The organism is Paenirhodobacter sp. (assembly GCF_050177655.1).
Classification (GTDB): Bacteria; Pseudomonadota; Alphaproteobacteria; order Rhodobacterales; family Rhodobacteraceae; genus Rhodobacter.
Map to the genome: position 1 here is coordinate 1 of NZ_JBFXGV010000026.1, position 17,282 is coordinate 17,282.

Below are 17,282 nucleotides of genomic sequence, written 5' to 3' on the forward strand. Positions count from 1 at the left end.
ATGATAGCTCTGCGCGTCGGGCGATTGCTCAACCTGCGCCGATCGGCGCAAACACCAACCGGGCTCAAGTCGCAGCTGGATGAAAGTTCAGTGGCAGGTCTGGGCTCGCAGCAAGGTAAATGTATTTCTTCGATCGGATTCCTCTTTCCATCGTTGGTGTTCGCGCTGCCGGGCCTTCGACAGCCTGCGCATATGCCAAGCAGAGAATGGCACGAGGACATAAAAGATCAACCAAAGCGGCGGGGCGACCAAGCGGTGTGCCGGAAAAAAGGCCTGAATTACCAGAGCAACCAGAGCAATTGCGCATGCCAGTATACCTACCTGTAACGGCACCCGGAGCGCAGTAGGTAACCACTCGTCAGGCGTGTATTCATCAAGAAGGGCTTCTATCTGATCAGCCGAAATCCGTCCGGGGGGCGTGAAATTTTCAACGGTCATGCGGCTACATCCAGCAAGTCATCCAGGCCAAGGGCTTCCAGCGAGGGCTTTTCTCCGGTCTGCCGCAGAGTGGTGAGCCGTTCGGTATATAAGCGGCAAACTATCATCCACCGCTTCTTCGTGCCGAGCCGCATTCTGCGCTTCTCAAGGCGTTCCTCAACTTGCTCCAGGATGTCGCCAAGCTCGCGCAAGATGTCGGACTCTCTGCTTTGGATGCCTGTTTCGCCGTCCAGAATCCAGAGAGGATCGGCTCGATAGACCTCCAAGAGCTTGGCCAGAACCGGAACAGGGATGTCCCGTTCTCCCTTGGTATAGTTGTGAAGCGTCGTCCTGCTTATGCCTAGCTTGGCAGCAAAATCCGCTTGTGAGGCGTTCGCCGTTCGTCGGACTTGGTCAAGACGCTCTCCGATCGAAGAAGCTAGGGGCAAAGCAAAGAATCCTTGGGTTGACAAGTTTTGAGAAAGATTGTCATCATTTGTGAACACTCCTCCATGATTCGATGCTTCTATCCTGAATTGTACCACAATTGGAACTGGAGTCACCACGCGATGACAAAACCTACGCACGCACTCGAAAGCCCGCGGGAGGTTGCTGCTCGTCTCGGCTGGCCGCTGGCCCGGGTCCGAAAGCTGATCCGTGGGAGAGAGCTGCGGCATGTGAAGGTCGGCGGGCTCTATCTCATCCCGGCAGGTGCGGTCGAGGAGTATATATCAACAAGAACGGTCGAGCCGGATCGTGCGCAACGAGGAGAAGCAAAATGAAGCCCGCCCGCATGTCCGGTCCGCGTTCTGCCGCGTTCAAGCAGGTTGATATAACAAGGGCCACCAAAGGCGTCACGAAAGCTGGTCTGGTCGTCGGGCGAGTTGAAGTTGACCGAGACGGCAAGATCGTAGTCCAGATCGGTACAGCTGAAGCTGATGATAACGATAACGACTGGGACTAAATATGACGAAAAAGGTCGATCGCTTTCCTTATGCCAAATCTTACCTTGACCGCCACGGAAAGCGCCGGTGGCGATTCCGTCGGAAAGGGTTGACTGTCGAACTTGGCTCGGAATGGGGTAGTGAAGAGTTTCAACGACGTTACGCCGAGGCTGAAAACGGGAAAAAATCCGAGGGCGCGGGCGCTTCTAGAACCATGCCCGGTACCTTCAATGACTTGGCCGTAAAATTTTACAAACTGCATCTTCCGACGGTCGGGGATAGCACAGCTGCAGACTACCGATCGGTAATCGAACCGCTGCGTATGAGACACGGGAAAAAGCGTGTGTCGCACCTGCGCCGCCGCCACGTGATGGAAATAAAGGCGGAAATGGCCGAGACGCCGCAACAGGCAAACAAGACCTTGAAGCGTCTTTCGCAGATGATGGATCTGGCTATCGAACTCGAATGGCGCACGGATAACCCGGTTAAAGGCGTGAAGCGGTATCCGACGAACCCGGACGGCCTCCATTCATGGGACGAGGGTGAGATCACCCGTTTCTACGAGGTCCATGAAATCGGCACGCCGGCACATCTCTGCATGACGCTGATGCTGTATACCGGCGCAGCGAAGTGTGATGCCGTCAGAATGGGCAAGGGGCATGTCCGCGATGGCAGGATCGTCTACCGCCGCCGCAAGACGAAGAAGAACCCGGATGGCTTCGAGGTCAATATACCGATCCATTCCTATCTGGCCGCGACACTTTCCCATGTGCGGCCTGGCGCTTTCACCTTCCTTGAGACCGCAACCGGCAGCGCGCGAACCGCCGCTGGTTTGGGGTCGTCCATGCGGAATTGGTGCAACAAAGCCGGGTTGCCGAATTGTTCGTCGCATGGGTTGCGCAAGGCGATCTGTCGCCGCATCGCCGAGATTGAGGGCGACGTGTTCAAGGTGATGGCGGTCAGCGGACACCACGACCTGAAAGAAGCGCAGAAATACATCGAGAAATACAATCGTAAGGCCAAAGCCGACTCTGCGATTGAAAGCCTTCCCAGCGGGGGGAAGCGGGAAGAAGGCCTGGCGAACCAACCCGAAAGGTTCGCCAAGAAGTCTGGTAACAGTATGAATATAGGAGATAAAAAATGATATTTGGTAGGCCCGGAGGGACTTGAACCCCCAACCAAGGCGTTATGAGCGCCCTGCTCTAACCATTGAGCTACAGGCCCACCGTGGTTTCCCGTCTATCACGGCGCCTGCGGGGGTCAAGGAATGCCTGCGCCGCGATCTGCGGATTTGGGCCGGGATCAGCTCCGGCACGCCGGGGTGCCGCGGTCGAAGACCGAGCCGCAGGGCGTGGCGGCAGAGCCTCGCGCCGGCCGGTTCGCGGCTGGTCCGGTGAGGTCGTCTTGCGTGTCGGCGGGGCTGTCGGGCGTCGTCGTCTCCACCCCCGTCACCGGGGAGGGCTCGCCATCCGGCGCGCCGTAGCCGCCGGCAAGGGCCATGGAGCCGGTGCAGGCCATCATGAGCGCGGTCGCAAGGGCAATCTGTTTCATTCCATCCTCGAAATGCGGCCCGCGCGGCGAGGGGGCTTGCCGCCCTTGCGCGCTCTTGAAATCCCCTCGAGCCTAGTCGGAAGGGCCTTGCCAGGCAAGGCGGCGCGCGGGCGGAGATTGTGCCGCAGGGCCGGGCGGGACGATTGCCCCTGCGCCGCGAACGCGATAAAGGCAGGGGCGAACCCAGTCGCGAACCCGGAGCCCGCCATGACCGACACGAAACCCGGCCTGACCTATGCCGATGCCGGCGTCGATATCGACGCGGGCAATGCGCTCGTCGAGCGGATCAAGCCGGCGGCGAAGCGCACCGGCCGCTCGGGCACCGTTTCCGGCCTCGGCGGCTTCGGCGCGCTTTTCGACCTGAAGGCCGCGGGCTACACTGACCCGATCCTCGTCGCTGCGACCGATGGCGTCGGCACGAAGCTGCGCATCGCGATCGACACCGGCAATGTCGACACGATCGGCATCGACCTCGTTGCGATGTGCGTGAACGATCTCGTCTGCCAGGGCGCCGAGCCGCTGTTCTTCCTCGACTATTTCGCCACCGGCAAGCTCGAGCTCGACCCGGCGACGCGGATCATCGAGGGCATCGCCGAGGGCTGCGCGCAGTCGGGTTGCGCGCTGATCGGCGGCGAGACCGCCGAGATGCCCGGCATGTATCACAAGGGCGATTTCGACCTCGCCGGTTTTGCCGTCGGCGCGATGGAGCGTGGTGCGGATCTGCCGGCGGGCGTGGTCGCGGGCGACGTGCTGCTCGGCCTCGGCTCGAACGGGGTGCATTCGAACGGCTACAGCTTCGTGCGCAAGGTGGTCGAGCTGTCGGGCCTCGGCTGGGAGGCGGACTGCCCCTTCGCCGAGGGCACGCTTGGCGCCGCGCTGCTCGCGCCGACCCGGCTTTACGTCAAGCAGGCGCTCGCCGCGGTGCGTGCGGGCGGCGTGCATGCGCTCGCCCATATCACCGGCGGCGGCCTGACCGAGAACCTGCCGCGCGTGCTGCCCGAGGGGCTCGGCGCGACGATCGACCTGGCCTCCTGGCCGCTGCCCGGCGTGTTCCGCTGGCTCGCCGAGACGGCTGGCATGGCCGAGCCGGAACTGCTCAAGACCTTCAACTGCGGCATCGGCATGATCGCCGTCGTCGCCGCCGACCGGGCCGAGGCGCTGAAAGCGCTGCTCGAGGCCGAGGGCGAGACGGTCACCGTGATCGGCGCGGTCACCCCGGGCCAGGGCGTGAGCTACACCGGCGCGCTGCTGTGAAACGTGTCGCGATCCTGATCTCGGGCGGCGGGTCGAACATGGTCCGCCTCGTCGAGGACATGCAGGCCGGGGGCTATGCGGCCCCGGTCCTCGTGCTCTCGAACGACCCGAGTGCGGGCGGGATCGCGAAGGCCGAGCGGCTGGGCGTGCCGACCGCGGTGGTCGACCATCGTCCCTTCGGCAAGGATCGCGCCGCTTTCGAGGCGGAGCTGCTGAAACCGCTTGCCGCGGCGGCGCCCGACGTCATCTGCCTTGCCGGTTTCATGCGGGTGCTGACGCCCGCGTTCGTGCGTCCTTTCGCGGGGCGGATGCTGAACATCCATCCCTCGCTTTTGCCGAAATACCCCGGGCTCCACACCCATCAGCGTGCGCTCGACGCGGGCGATGCCGAGGCCGGCTGCACCGTGCATGAGGTCACGCCCGAGCTCGACGCCGGCCCGATTCTCGGTCAGGCGCGGGTGCCCGTCGAAGCCGGCGATTCGGCCGATACGCTCGCCGCGCGGGTGCTCACTTTCGAACATCGGCTCTATCCGGCGGTGCTTCGCCGCTTCGTCGCCGACAATCGCGAGACGCTGTTTCTGTGACGGAAACGACAGGGCGGCCTTGACGTTAGGTCACGCTGCATCTGCAGCTTCGCCATAATCTTGCCATCTTTACAGCCGGGGCCCAGGCCCCGCAGATTGGTTAACAGTTATTTCTTGTCACTGTGGGAGTGGCGGGTGGTTTGCAGTGTCGGCGGCGCAGCATGTGCCGTGGCCCCAATTGGTTCGGGGCACGATCCCGCAGGCGATCCCCGTTCTTTCTCCGGGACGAGGGGCTTTCAACACCAAGGCGCCGCGACGATTACGCCGCGCATTTGCACCGGAGACTTTGATGGCAGTTTCAAGCGAAACCGACCCGGTCGTGATCTACGGCACCGATGGGGATGACGCTTTCGGCAGCGACACCACGGGGGCAGTCCTGCTGCTTGGTCTCGACGGCAATGACACGATCGACGGGCTTGACGGCAATACCGTCGATGGCGGGGCAGGGGATGACTCGCTGAGCGCCTATGGCGTGGAGGTGGAGCTTCTGGGCGGCCTCGGCAACGATGCGCTGTGGCTTGATTATTGGAGTGCCGGCGGCGGTGCCGATGGTGGCGATGGGGACGACACCTTCTACGACTCAGCCGCGGGTTCCACGATCACCGGCGGTGCGGGCAACGATACCCTCTGGGTTTATGAACAGGACATCTCGGCCGACGGGGGCGAGGGGGACGACTGGCTCTACGGCACGGAGGGCGCGGCGACGCTTCTGGGCGGAGCGGGCAATGACGAATTTCAAGTCTATCACGATGGCAATCTGATCGACGGCGGTGCGGGTGATGACAATGTCTTCGTCAACGGCGATGCGGACACGGTCATGGGCGGCGACGGCAATGACACCTTCACTATCTATGGCAACGACCACCAGGTCGATGGCGGCGCGGACGATGACTATGTCGGGGTTCAGGGCGATACGAACACGGTCGCGGGCGGCGACGGCAATGACACGCTCGACGCCTCTGGCTTTGGAAATCAGGTCGACGGCGGCGCGGGCAATGACTCGATCTTGACCGACGGCGCGGATCTGACGCTGAGCGCCGGCGATGGCGACGATTCCGCCGCTGTTCGTTTCAGCTACTTTGGGAACGACGAGCTCGACGACAGCAATGACTTCGATCTCGACATGGGGGCGGGGGCGGATTCGCTTTCCTTCAACAATGACGGGGGCAACTCGCGCATCGTGGCCTCGGTCGACATGGGGGATGGCGACGATCTGCTGCTGAGCACGGGCGCGATGCTTGGCGATGCGGACAGCGATTTCGCGATCACGCTGGGGGCGGGCTCGGACACGCTCTCGCTCACCTATGGCACCGCTGGCCCCGGGATGATGCATGTCACCGATTTCGACCTTGCCGAGGATCATCTGATCGGCGACGGCAATCTGCTTGCCTATCAGGGCAACCCCGAGGGGCAGGCGGAGGCGATCGCCCAGGCCCAGGCCGAGATGCAGGCCTGGATCCTCGACAATCCCGATGCGCTGGTCGATGCCGAGGGCGGGGCGATCCTCACCTATGACGCGTCTGAGATGAACTACGAGGTCGTGCTGCAGTTCGACGGGCTGTCCCGCGACGACGTCTATGCGGCGCTGAGCGGCGAGACGGTCGACCCTGAAGACCCGGTCGACCCTGAAGACCCGGTCGATCCCGAAGACCCGGTCGATCCCGAAGACCCGGTTGACCCGGAAGACCCGGTCGACCCCGAGGATCCGGTCGACCCCGAGGATCCGGTCGATCCCGAAGACCCCGTGGACCCGGAAGACCCCGAGGACACGCTGCCGGGCGGGGACGATGCGCTTCTCGGCACCGAGGGCGACGACCTGCTGCGCAGCGAGGAGGACGGCGTTCTGCTCGACGGGCTTGGCGGCAACGACACGGTGATCGGCCTGGGGGCCGACGACACGGTCATCGGCGGCACGGGCGATGACGAGCTGCATCTCGGGCGCTGGGGCGGCGTGGCCGAGGGCGGTGCGGGCGACGACAGCCTGCAAGTCGCGATGACGAAGACCGGGGTCTTCGATCTGAGCGGCGGCGACGGCGCGGATACTTTCACCGCCTATGGTTTCGGCTCGAACGGCAAGGCCTCCGACCTGCGGATCAGCGATTTCGACACTGCCGAGGACCGGCTCGAGCTGGTGATCGGCGGGGAGACGGTGGTGATCGACCTCAACGACCTGCCCGAGGGCTTCTCCCTCACCGCGCAGGGCGAGGATCAGGTGCTCAGCTGGGAGGGGGACGACGGCACCGATCACGTCACCTTCGCGGGGATGGGCGCGATGCCGACGATCCGGCTCACCCCGGGCGACGACGTCTACAGCACCCCCACCGGCAGCGAGGTGATCGACGCCTTGGCGGGCGACGACACGATCCACGCCTTCAAGGGCACCCACGAGATCCGCCTCGGGCAGGGCGACGACGAGATCTTCGCGCGCCACGACGCGGTGATCGACGGCGGCGAGGGCGACGACACGATGCATCTCGATCTGGGCCGCAACGCCGATTACGCGGTCACCGGCGGCGATGGCGCCGACAGCTACGATCTTCACGGCGATGCCGATGCGGGCACGACCTCGGTGGTGATCTCCGATTTCAGCGTCGGCGAGGACAGCCTCTCGATCAACGGCCATGACCTTTCGGAGTATCAGGATCAGGGCTGGGAGCTGGACGAGACCGAGGCGGGCGATGCGGTGCTGCGCCTGGGCGAGACGGACAGCGTCACCTTCACCGGGGTGAGTTCCGACGATCTGCTCGGCGCCCAGCCGCTTTACGGCATGCTCGCGCTCGACGACGGCACCGAGATCCCGACCGTCGCCGTCCCCGAGGAGGAGGCCGCCAAGGCCGAGCCCGAGGAGGAGGAGTTGGAGGACGCCTGAGCCGCCTTTGCGTCACCCAAGCGCCACGCTCCGGCCCGGAGCGTGGCCTGCGGGCGGCCTTTCGCCTTTCCTTCACGGGGCCGAGCGCCTAAAGGGGAAGGATTGGCGGGATGACCCCGCGACGGGAACGCGCGATGCAGACGATCACCACCACCGAAGCCCTGGCCGAATTCTGCGCCCGGGCCAAGACCGGGCCCTATGTCACGGTCGACACCGAATTCCTCCGCGAACGGACCTATTGGTCGAAGCTCTGCCTCGTGCAGCTCGCGATCCCGCCGGCGAAGGATGGCGATGCCGTGCTCGTCGATCCGCTGGCCGAGGGGCTCTCGCTCGAACCGCTTTACGATCTCTTCCGCGACACTGCGGTGGTCAAGGTGTTCCACGCCGCGCGGCAGGATCTCGAGATCTTCTTCACCGATGCCGGGCTGATCCCGACGCCGCTCTTCGACACCCAGATCGCGGCGATGGTCTGCGGCTTCGGCGAGCAGGTCGGCTATGAGACGCTGGTGCGCAAGATCGCGCGGCAGGGGCTCGACAAGACCTCGCGCTTCACCGACTGGTCGCGCCGCCCGCTCACCGATGCGCAGAAGACCTACGCCGTCGCCGACGTCACCCACCTGCGGGTGATCTACGAATTCCTCTCGAAGGAGCTGCGCAAATCGGGCCGCGAGACCTGGGTCGAGGAGGAGGAAGCCGTGCTTCTGAACCCCGAGACCTATGTCACCCGCCCGGAGGACGCCTGGCAGCGGGTGAAGACCCGCACCACCTCGGGCCGCTTCCTCGCCGTGGTGCGCGAACTGGCGCGCTTCCGCGAGGGCTATGCCCAGAACAAGAACATCCCGCGGAGCCGCATCTTCAAGGATGACGCGCTGCTCGAGCTTGCCTCGACCAAGCCCACGAATTTCGACGAGCTGGGCAAGTCGCGGCTGCTTTTGCGCGAGGCGCGGCGCGGCGACATCGCCGAGGGGATCATCGCCGCGGTCGCCGCCGGCATGGCGCTGCCGCCCGAGGAGTTCCCGCATGTCCCCGACGAGGATGCGCAGCTGCAGGTGAACACCGCGCTCGCCGATCTGCTGCGCGTGCTGCTCAAGGCGAAATCGGAGGAGACCGGCGTCGCCTCGAAGCTGATCGCGACCTCTTCCGACCTCGACCGGATCGCCGCGGGCAAGCGCGACGTCGCCGCGCTGACCGGCTGGCGCAACGAGGTCTTCGGCAAGGATGCGCTGCGGCTCGCGAAGGGCGAGATCGGGCTGACCGCCGCGGGCGGCTCGGTGCGGGTGGTCGTGGTCTGAACCGTCAGCCCCGGCGCCCGAAGAGCCGTGCGAAAAGCCCCGGGCGCCGTTGCGCTGGCTCCGGGGCGGGGGGCTGCGCCGCAGGCGATGCGGTTTTCGTCACCACCGCGTAATAGAAGACGAGGTCGTCCTCCGGCCCGTTGTCGATCCGCTTCGCGACCTTGAAGAAGGGCACGATCGAGGCGGAGCCGATCCGCATCATCAGCGGAAAGCGCATCACCTCCGGCGCATCCGACTCCTCGGGGCGGATCCAGACCCCGCCGGCATGGCGGCGGATCACCTCGCCCAGATAGCACGAGGCGCTGGCGACGGTCTTCGGCATCGCCTGCGCGCGGTCGCCCCCGTCGTGGAACTGGCCGAGCAGCCTGTCGACGAAGGCGAGGCTTTCCACGGAATAATCGAGCGTCACGCCCTGCGTGCGCGCCACCGTCGCGACAAAGCTCGCGGCCGCCTCGGCGGCGGTCTCGGGCGAAAGGCTCACCGGCTGACGGAACGGGTGTTCGTCTCGCCGATCACCACGATCTTGTGCGTCTCGGCCAGCCGCGGATTCGGGATGAAGGCGGCGACGGTGACCTCGCGCGAGTCGGTCGTGGACACGCGGGCGGCATCGGCGCTGCCCGGCGTCGGGCGGGCGACGAGGAAGTGATAGGTGATCACGCCCTCGACCGGCTTGCCGTCGTTCTCCGCCACGAGCTCGGCGCTCCACCAGCCCTGCGTCGGCGGCAGGCCGGCGACGGAGACGATCGCCCCGCCCAGCGTCGGTTTCACCTCGAGCTTCGTCACCTGGGCGATCGCGGCGCGCGGATCGTCGGCGATCTTCGGATAGCCGCCCTTCGGGTCGAGGGTCTGGGCCTCCTGCGAGCCCTTGAACCAGTTCCAGGGATAGACCCGGCTTTCCTTCCCGCAGCCGGCAAGCGAAAGCGCCAGCGCGAGCGACAGGGCGATACGGGCGGAAGGGGCGATGCGCATGGGAGATCCTCGGGCCATTTGCCCTTGGGTAGCCGATCGCGGCGCTTTTGAAAAGCCGCCACTGGACCTTCGGGCCCCCCGGGGCTAGGCAGGGCAAAACAGGAGGCACAGGATGGCCAGCGCCGCATTCGAAGAGATCGCCGAAACTTTCGATTTTCTCGACGACTGGGAGGATCGCTACCGCCATGTGATCGAACTGGGCAAGGAAATGCCGGCGCTGCCCGAAGCGGTGAAAGTGCCCGCGACCAAGGTCGAGGGCTGCGCGAGCCAGGTCTGGCTCCTGCCGCGGATCGAGGGCACGGGGCCGCAGGCGCGGTTTTCCTTCGACGGGGAATCGGATGCGATGATCGTGCGCGGGCTGATCGCGATCCTGCATGCGCTTTATTCCGGGCTGAGCGTCACCGAGGTGCTGGCGGTCGACGCCAAGGCCGAACTCGGCCGGCTCGGTCTGAACGAACACCTGAGCCAGCAGCGCTCGAACGGGCTCGCCGCGATGGTGGAACGGATCCGCAAGCTCGCCGCCGAAGCCGCGGCAGGCTGAGTGCGGAGGGGGCGCTGCCCCCGTCCTGCGGACTCCCCCGGAGTATTTTGCCCAAGAAGAAATGCAGCCTTCTTCTTGGCGAAAATACTCCGGGGGTGAGGGGGCAGCGCCCCCTCGCGCGGCTTACGCCTTCGCGGCGATGACGATCACTTCGACGAGATAGTCGGGGGTGGCGAGCTTCGCCTCGCCGGTGGCGCGCGCCGGGGTATGGCCGGCCGGCACCCAGGCATCCCAGACCGCGTTCATCTCGGCGAAATCGGCCATGTCGGCAAGCCAGATCTGCGCGTTGAGGATGCGGGTCTTGTCCGAGCCGGCGGCGGCGAGCAGTCGGTCGACCTCGGCGAGTGCGGCGCGGGTCTGCTCGGTCACGCTTGCGCCCGCGGTGCCGACCTGACCGGCGAGCCAGATCAGATCGCCATAGCTCACCGCCTGGCTCATCCGCGCGCCGCATTCGATTCTGGTGATGTCGCTCATCTTTCCCTCCTGTGAGACGCCGTTCGATAGCCTGCGAAGCGGTCAAGCGAAAGGGCGGATCGGAAGCGGTGCCGGGGAGGGGATTGGAGCGGGTGAAGGGAATCGAACCCTCGTCATCAGCTTGGGAAGCTGCGGCTCTACCATTGAGCTACACCCGCGTGAGGCCTCAGATAAGCGAAGCGCTGCGGCGCGTCAAGCGCTCAACGTCGCCGCCGGCGCCCGCTGCCCTCGCCGCCCAGGTTGAAGCTGACCTCGGGCAGGGGCGCGATGGCGCGCAGCTGCGCAAACGGGTCGGTCGCATGGGGGATCGCGTTCGCGGCGACGAAATGCTCCTGAAAGCGCGGCTCGATCGCGGTCTCGACCTTGGTGATGCGATGCACCTGCGCCTCGATCTGGCGCCGCGCCGCGCGCGAGCAAAGCGCCATCCGCGCCCCGGTCCCCGCCGCATTGCCGGCCGAGGTGACGGCGGAAAGCGGCACGTCGGGGATCATGCCGAGCACCATCGCGTGTTTCGGCGAGATATGCGCGCCGAAAGCGCCCGCCAGCACGACGCGGTCGACGTGATCGACGCCCATCTCGTCCATGAGCAGCCGCGCCCCGGCGTAAAGCGCCGATTTCGCCAGCTGGATCGCGCGGATGTCGCCCTGCGTCACGGTGATGCGCGGGCCATTCGGCGCGCCGTCGTGCAGCAGGTATTCATGGGTGCGGCCGGTCGCGACGCAGCGCTCGGTGCCCACCTGTTCGGCCGATCCGATCAGCCCGGAGGCGTCGAGGATCCCCGCCATCCGCATCTCCGCCACCGCCTCGATGATGCCCGAGCCGCAGATGCCGGTGATCTCGGGCGTCCCGAAGGCCGGATCGTCCGACCAGTGCTCATTGCCGATAATGCGGAAACGCGGCTCTTTCGTCACCGGGTCGATCTCGATGCGCTCGATCGCGCCGGGGGCGGCGCGCTGGCCCGAGGAGATCTGCGCCCCCTCGAAGGCCGGGCCGGTAGGTGAAGAACAGGCCAGAACCCGTTGATTATTCCCGAGAAGTATCTCGGCATTGGTGCCGACATCGACGATGAGCGAAAGATCCGCGCGCGCCTCGGGCGCCTCGGCGAGGGCCACGGCGGCGCAATCCGCACCGACGTGACCGGCGATCAGCGGGAGCGTATAGGCGCGCGCACCCGGCGCGATCGCGGCAAGACCGATCTCGCGCGCGGGGAAGTTCAGCGCGGCACTGGTGGCGAGCGCGAAGGGCGCCTGACCGAGTTCCACCGGGTCGATGCCGAGGAGCAGGTGGTGCATCACCGGGTTGCAGACGATGACCGCCTCGACCACCGCCTGGGCCTCGACGCCGGCCTCGGTCACCAGCGCCTGCGCCAGATCGCCAAGCGCCGCGCGCACCGCGGTGGTCATCTCGCGGTCGCCGCCCGGGTTCATCATCGCGTAGCTGACGCGGCTCATCAGGTCTTCGCCAAAGCGGATCTGCGGGTTCATCAGACCCGATGACGCCAGCACCGAACCGTCGTCGAGCCGCACCAGATGCCCCGCGATCGTGGTCGAGCCGAGGTCGATGGCAAGCCCGAAAAGCGGTGCCTCGCGATAGCCCGGGAAGGTCGCGACAAGGCGCGGCGCGGTGCCGTCGCCCGCGTCGCAGACCGCCGCGGTGACCTGCCAGGCGCCCTTGCGCAAGGCAGGTTGCAGTTCACGCAGAACTTCAAGATCGGCCTGCAAGCCGCTGACGTTCCATTGTTTTTCGAGCGCCTCGGCGAGGCGCTGAAAGTCGCCCGAAGGCTCGTGCATGTCGGGCTCGGCCACGGTGATGAGGAAGGGGCGCGTCGCCGGGTCCATCTCCATCACCCGCTCCGAGGCGCTCTTGCGGATCACCTGCCGGTGCACCTGGCTTTCGGGCGGCACGTCGAGCAGGACATCGCCCTGGATGCAGGCCTGACAGCCGAGGCGGCGGCCGGGCTTCAGCCCGCGGACGCGGTCATACCGCTCCTCGACCGCGTTCACGGGCGAAAGCGCATCTTCGGAAACATGGATGCCGTGTTTCGGAAAATCGCCGAAGCCCGGCGCGATCTGGCATTTCGAGCAGATCCCGCGCCCGCCGCAGACCGAGTCGAGATCGACGCCAAGCGCGCGCGCGGCGGCGAGCACGGTCGTGCCCTTGGCCACCCGCCCGCGTTTGCCCGAGGGGGTAAAGATCACCAGCGCGTCTTCGGTCATGTCGCGTCCTCCCCCTCCGTTCTAGGGCAAGGCAGGGCGGCGGCAAAGCCCGGGCGCGACTGCGCAGGGTATTAGTGCGACATCGGCGCGGGCGCGCGGCCGGGCAGCGGCACGCGCCAGATCAGCGCGAGCGCCGCGATCGCGGCAAAGGCCCAGCTGGGCAGGCCGAGCGCGGCGGCGGCAAGCGCCACGAGCGCCATCACCGGCAGCGCGGGGCCGCGCAGGCCCAGCGGATAGAGCCGGTCGCGCACCGCCCAGAGGCCGAGGAAAAGCACCGCGAGCGGCCCGCCGAGGAACCAGGCCGCCGAGGCGGGCGCGTGCTCGGCGCCGTGGCTTTCGACCGGGGCGGCGTGCGTTTCGGGCGCGGGTGCGGCGTGCCCCTCAGGCGCGGGAGCTTCGTGCCCCTCCGGGGCGGCGTGTCCTTCGGCCGCGGGGGCGCCGTGGGCCGGGGCCTCGATCGCGGCGGGGGCATGCGCGCGCCCGGCGAGGTCGATCTCGGCGGTGATCCCGGCGCCGAGCGCGGCGATCGCGGCGAAGATCACCACATGGCCATAGCCCCAGAGAAAGACGGTGGGGAAATCGCGCGATTTCAGATGCTCCTCGGCGGAGAAATAGATCCAGAACACCGCGAAGGTCAGCACCAGCGCCGCCAGCGCGGTGAGCGCCGGGGCGAGGGCGGCGTGATCCTCGAACATCCGGCCGAAGCCGTGGCTGATCGCGAGCATGATCTCGCCCATCGCGATGATCGTGAGCAGGCCGTAGCGCTCGATGATGTGGTGGCGGTGGAAGGGGGTGGGGCGCTTTGCCTCGGCCACCATCGGCACCGCGAATTCGACGAGCCAGATCAGGCAGCCGAGCGCGAGGAAGGTGCCCGACCCCGGCGCCACGAAATACCACAGCGCGATCCAGAGGATCTGCGCGATCACGATCCCCGCGGCGTAGCGCAGGCAGGTGGTGCGATAGTCGGGGTTCTGCGCCGCGCTGAGCCAGAGCGCCGCCATGCCGAGCCGCATCAGCGCCCAGCCCCAGACGCCATAGCTGAAATCGAGCGTCTCGAAGATATACCCCGCGCCGCCCGCAAAGATCAGCTCGCCCGTCATCACCACCATCACCAGCAGCCGATAGGCGAAGCCGTCATTGTCGAAGGCGGAGGCGAACCAGGTGAAATTCATCCAGGCCCACCAGACCGCGACGAAGAGGAAGAGGAAATTCGGCAGCACGGCGAGCCCGTGGCCGGCCGCGATCGCATGGGCGAGCCCATGCGTCACCGCGGCGATCGCGATCACCGAGATCAGATCGAAGAGCAGCTCGAAAGGGGTGGAGGCGCGATGCGCCTCATTCGGATCGCGGGCGGGAAGGCAGGGCTGGGGCACGGTCGGCTCACTCTTACGGACAGGAGCCGGAAGTCTGGACGGGTGGTGCGGCTTTGGCAAGCCGGGGAGGGGGCGCCGCCCCCGCTCCTGCGGAGCCCCCCGAGGTATTTTGCGCAAGATGAAAGCGCAGGAGATCAGTCTTCGGAGCGCGCGCCGGGGGCCTCCGCGAGCGCCCGCTGGCGCAGCAGATCCATCGCGGCGGCCACCGCCTCGGGTCCGCTGTGCAGGGTCGCCTGCGCGCAACCGGTCGCCGCGGCGAGCCAGTCGATTTCCTCGGGCTGCGCAAGCAGGTCGGCCTCCGAGGCGATCTGCCGCTCCACCGGGGCCGACTCGCGCGCGCGCAGATCGACGCCGAGCCGCTCCTGCGCGAAGGCGAAATCGTCGTCGTCGCAGATCGCCATCGCGGCGGTGATCGGCGGGCTGAGCTGGAACCTCGCGCCCGGCAGGCTCGCGAGCCGGGTGCAGAGCTGGCGATCGCCGCGCCGCGGGGTGCCGTGAACGCGCCGGTAGGTGTAGAGCAGGCGCACCGCCGGCAGGCTGAGCCTTTCGTTGCTGCGCGTCACCCCGGCCGGATCGAAGGCGATGCCGAGCGTCTTGCAGAAATCCTGCACCACGCAGCCCTTGTGCAGCGCCGGCGGGCTGAACAGTTTCAGCAGCAGGTTGCGCCGCCCGAAGCGGCGTTCGAGCGGCGCGAAGGCGCGTTTGTAGGGCACGTCGACGGTCGGGGTGCCGAGATCGACGCGCCGCGTCTTCAGCCGCTCCTGGAAGGCGCTGTCGACGTAATCGGGCAGGTTGCGCAGATAGGCGACGATCTGGATGTTGCGCCGGTAGATCCGCAGCAGGTCGAAGAATTGATCGGAGGAGGCGCGCGGCAGCGACCAGATCACCTCGGCCGAGAGGATCGGCACCTCCGGGCCGAGCGCGTTGAGCGCCCGGGTCATCGCGACGAAGCCGCGGCGGCGCTGGCGTTCGGCCTTGATCCGCAGCTGCGCATCCGCGTCCTGCAGCCCGTCGTTCCAGAACACGTGGCGGATCGTGGTGGAATTGTTCGCCTGCTCGAAGGCGAGGTAGCGAAAGGCCGGGTCGGCCAGATGCGCCGCAAGCGAGCCCTGCAACGTCGAGGTTCCCGTCTTGTGCATGCCGACATGCACGATCATGCGATCCGCAACCGGTTTCATCTTCGTCCTTTCCAGATCGGACCCCCGAGGGGCCGCGCGCCCGGCGCTTATCGCTGCGGCTGCCGGCGCGCCATGAAGGCGAGGCGCTCGAAGAGATGCACGTCCTGTTCGTTCTTCAAAAGCGCCCCGTGCAGTTTGGGAAGCAGGCTCGCGCCCTCGCGTTTCAGATCCTCGGGGCCGAGATCCTCGGCCAGAAGCAGCTTCAGCCAGTCGAGCACCTCCGAGGTCGAGGGTTTCTTCTTCAGGCCGGGGGTCTCGCGGATCTCGTAGAACTGGGTCAGCGCGGTGGTCAGCAGCGCCTCCCTGATGGCGGGGAAATGCACCGCGACGATCTGCTTGAGCGTCTCGGCATCGGGGAATTTGATGTAATGGAAGAAGCAGCGGCGCAGGAAGGCGTCGGGCAGTTCTTTCTCGTTGTTCGAGGTGATGATGACGATCGGGCGATGGGCGGCGCGGATCGTCTCGCCGGTCTCGTAGACGTGGAACTCCATCTTGTCGAGTTCCTGCAAAAGGTCGTTCGGGAACTCGATGTCGGCCTTGTCGATCTCGTCGATCAGCAGCACGACCTTCTGATCCGCCTCGAAGGCCTGCCAGAGCTTGCCCTTGCGGATGTAGTTCTTCACGTCGTTCACCCGCGCGTCGCCGAGCTGGCTGTCGCGCAGCCGGCTCACCGCATCGTATTCGTAAAGCCCCTGCTGCGCCTTGGTGGTCGACTTGATGTTCCACTCATAGATTGGCAGGCCGAGGCTTTGCGCCACCTGTTTCGCCAGTTCCGTCTTGCCGGTGCCGGGTTCCCCCTTCACCAGCAGCGGGCGTTCGAGCGCCACGGCGGCATTCACCGCGACGATCAGGTCTTCGGGGGCGACGTAGCTGTCGGTCGATTGAAAGCGCAAGGGAAACTCCGGGAGGCGGTTTGGATGACGTTTTTTCGGGCAGAGCCTAAACGCGCCCCGAAATCGCCGCAAGCCGAGGGTATCAAGACTTGCACAACCCTGACGCTGCGTGAAAAGGGGGGCGTGACATGGCCTCAAGGTTGCGTTATTGGAGCGCGCAAGCGGCGCCACAGGGTCGTCAGCCCTGATGCGATCGGAGGCGCGAAAAGTGAGTGACGAGATGAAAGCTGAAACTTTCCTTCCCGAGGACTATCGCCCCGCCGAGGACGAGCCCTTCATGAACGAGCGTCAGCTCGAGTATTTCCGCCGCAAGCTTCTCGCCTGGAAGGCCGAACTGCTCGAACAATCGGCCGAAACGCTCGAAGGTCTCGCCGAGTCGGCGCGCAACGTGCCCGACATCGCCGACCGCGCCAGCGAGGAAACCGACCGCGCGCTCGAACTGCGCACCCGCGACCGCCAGCGCAAGCTGGTCACCAAGATCGACGCGGCGCTGCGGCGCATCGACAGCGGCGACTACGGCTATTGCGAGATGACCGGCGAGCAGATCTCGCTCAAGCGCCTCGACGCGCGGCCGATCGCGACGATGACGCTCGAGGCGCAGGAACGCCACGAGCGCCGCGAGCGGGTGCATCGCGACGACTGATCGCATCGCCTTCGGGCGAGCGGGCTTGTTATCTGTCGCCGGCGCCCGCAAGGTGCCGGCGTTCTCGTTTCGGGAGGAAGAACC

At 66.2% G+C, this 17,282-nt stretch carries 19 protein-coding genes and 2 tRNA genes; 10 read left to right on the forward strand and 11 right to left on the reverse strand.

Features of this window, described 5'->3' with window-relative positions; all coding sequences use genetic code 11:
* On the forward strand, positions 1-327 hold a 327-nt coding region (locus tag AB7U46_RS10525), incomplete at its 5' end, for a hypothetical protein (RefSeq protein ID WP_428336927.1).
* A 107-nt stretch (positions 328-434) separates the two neighbouring features.
* Here the strand turns inward: AB7U46_RS10525 and AB7U46_RS10530 are convergent.
* Positions 435-923, reverse strand: a complete 489-nt coding sequence (locus tag AB7U46_RS10530) for a helix-turn-helix domain-containing protein (RefSeq protein ID WP_428336928.1) — start codon at positions 921-923, stop codon at positions 435-437.
* Positions 924-986: 63 nt separating this feature from the next.
* On the opposite strand from AB7U46_RS10530, the gene AB7U46_RS10535 reads away from it, so the two are divergent.
* The 3 genes from AB7U46_RS10535 to AB7U46_RS10545 are packed head-to-tail and all read left to right on the forward strand — an operon-like array spanning position 987 to position 2,505.
* Positions 987-1,199, forward strand: a complete 213-nt coding sequence (locus AB7U46_RS10535; RefSeq protein ID WP_428336970.1) for an excisionase family DNA-binding protein — start codon at positions 987-989, stop codon at positions 1,197-1,199.
* Positions 1,196-1,381 carry a hypothetical protein gene (locus AB7U46_RS10540; RefSeq protein WP_036634161.1) on the forward strand — a complete coding sequence of 62 codons (186 nt, stop codon included), beginning with the start codon at positions 1,196-1,198 and terminating at the stop codon, positions 1,379-1,381. Before AB7U46_RS10535 ends, AB7U46_RS10540 begins: the two co-directional genes overlap by 4 nt.
* Before the next feature lie 2 nt (positions 1,382-1,383).
* Positions 1,384-2,505, forward strand: coding sequence for a tyrosine-type recombinase/integrase (locus AB7U46_RS10545; protein WP_428336929.1), 1,122 nt, complete (start codon positions 1,384-1,386; stop codon positions 2,503-2,505).
* A 4-nt stretch (positions 2,506-2,509) separates the two neighbouring features.
* On the opposite strand, the gene AB7U46_RS10550 is transcribed toward AB7U46_RS10545, so the two are convergent.
* Positions 2,510-2,585: transfer RNA gene (locus AB7U46_RS10550), tRNA-Ile, on the reverse strand.
* Positions 2,586-2,663: 78 nt separating this feature from the next.
* A complete protein-coding gene (locus AB7U46_RS10555; RefSeq protein ID WP_428336930.1) occupies positions 2,664-2,912 on the reverse strand; it encodes a hypothetical protein in 249 nt (82 codons plus the stop codon).
* Between the two features lie 207 nt (positions 2,913-3,119).
* Here AB7U46_RS10555 and purM point away from each other — a divergent pair, with 207 nt between their 5' ends.
* The 4 genes from purM to rnd all read left to right on the forward strand — a co-directional run bounded on the left by purM (position 3,120) and on the right by rnd (position 8,911).
* Complete coding sequence (gene purM / locus AB7U46_RS10560; protein WP_428336931.1) at positions 3,120-4,166, forward strand: phosphoribosylformylglycinamidine cyclo-ligase; 1,047 nt, start codon at positions 3,120-3,122, stop codon at positions 4,164-4,166.
* Positions 4,163-4,750, forward strand: a complete 588-nt coding sequence (purN, locus tag AB7U46_RS10565; protein WP_428336932.1) for a phosphoribosylglycinamide formyltransferase — start codon at positions 4,163-4,165, stop codon at positions 4,748-4,750. The genes purM and purN overlap by 4 nt, the downstream gene beginning before the upstream one ends.
* A 289-nt stretch (positions 4,751-5,039) precedes the next feature.
* A complete protein-coding gene (locus AB7U46_RS10570) occupies positions 5,040-7,619 on the forward strand; it encodes a hypothetical protein (protein ID WP_428336933.1) in 2,580 nt (859 codons plus the stop codon).
* Positions 7,620-7,753: 134 nt separating this feature from the next.
* Positions 7,754-8,911, forward strand: a complete 1,158-nt coding sequence (rnd, locus tag AB7U46_RS10575; RefSeq protein ID WP_428336971.1) for a ribonuclease D — start codon at positions 7,754-7,756, stop codon at positions 8,909-8,911.
* A gap of 4 nt (positions 8,912-8,915) precedes the next feature.
* Here the strand turns inward: rnd and AB7U46_RS10580 are convergent, their stop codons facing one another.
* Both AB7U46_RS10580 and AB7U46_RS10585 read right to left on the reverse strand, forming a co-directional pair.
* Positions 8,916-9,392, reverse strand: a complete 477-nt coding sequence (locus AB7U46_RS10580; RefSeq protein WP_428336934.1) for a DUF6278 family protein — start codon at positions 9,390-9,392, stop codon at positions 8,916-8,918.
* Positions 9,389-9,880 (reverse strand): hypothetical protein, encoded by a 492-nt coding sequence (locus AB7U46_RS10585; protein ID WP_428336935.1) that lies wholly within the window; start codon positions 9,878-9,880, stop codon positions 9,389-9,391. The genes AB7U46_RS10580 and AB7U46_RS10585 overlap by 4 nt, the downstream gene beginning before the upstream one ends.
* Before the next feature lie 112 nt (positions 9,881-9,992).
* Here AB7U46_RS10585 and AB7U46_RS10590 point away from each other — a divergent pair, with 112 nt between their 5' ends.
* Positions 9,993-10,421, forward strand: a complete 429-nt coding sequence (locus AB7U46_RS10590; RefSeq protein ID WP_428336936.1) for a SufE family protein — start codon at positions 9,993-9,995, stop codon at positions 10,419-10,421.
* 123 nt (positions 10,422-10,544) lie between these two features.
* Here AB7U46_RS10590 and AB7U46_RS10595 read toward each other — a convergent pair whose 3' ends face one another.
* The 6 genes from AB7U46_RS10595 to AB7U46_RS10620 form a co-directional block, all read right to left on the reverse strand.
* Positions 10,545-10,895, reverse strand: a complete 351-nt coding sequence (locus AB7U46_RS10595) for a RidA family protein (RefSeq protein WP_428336937.1) — start codon at positions 10,893-10,895, stop codon at positions 10,545-10,547.
* Positions 10,896-10,979: 84 nt separating this feature from the next.
* A tRNA-Gly gene (locus AB7U46_RS10600) sits at positions 10,980-11,053 on the reverse strand.
* A gap of 42 nt (positions 11,054-11,095) precedes the next feature.
* Positions 11,096-13,111 carry an ASKHA domain-containing protein gene (locus AB7U46_RS10605; RefSeq protein WP_428336938.1) on the reverse strand — a complete coding sequence of 672 codons (2,016 nt, stop codon included), beginning with the start codon at positions 13,109-13,111 and terminating at the stop codon, positions 11,096-11,098.
* A gap of 71 nt (positions 13,112-13,182) precedes the next feature.
* The gene (locus AB7U46_RS10610; protein WP_428336939.1) at positions 13,183-14,484 is read right to left on the reverse strand and encodes a low temperature requirement protein A; all 1,302 of its coding nucleotides are present in this window, start codon (positions 14,482-14,484) and stop codon (positions 13,183-13,185) included.
* Positions 14,485-14,618: 134 nt separating this feature from the next.
* Positions 14,619-15,662 (reverse strand): hypothetical protein, encoded by a 1,044-nt coding sequence (locus AB7U46_RS10615; RefSeq protein ID WP_428336940.1) that lies wholly within the window; start codon positions 15,660-15,662, stop codon positions 14,619-14,621.
* Between the two features lie 47 nt (positions 15,663-15,709).
* Entirely contained in the window at positions 15,710-16,555 is an 846-nt protein-coding gene (locus AB7U46_RS10620) for an AAA family ATPase (RefSeq protein ID WP_428336941.1), read from the reverse strand.
* Between the two features lie 220 nt (positions 16,556-16,775).
* On the opposite strand from AB7U46_RS10620, the gene dksA reads away from it, so the two are divergent.
* Entirely contained in the window at positions 16,776-17,198 is a 423-nt protein-coding gene (gene dksA / locus AB7U46_RS10625; RefSeq protein WP_428336942.1) for an RNA polymerase-binding protein DksA, read from the forward strand.
* The last annotated feature ends 84 nt before the right edge of the window (positions 17,199-17,282 follow it).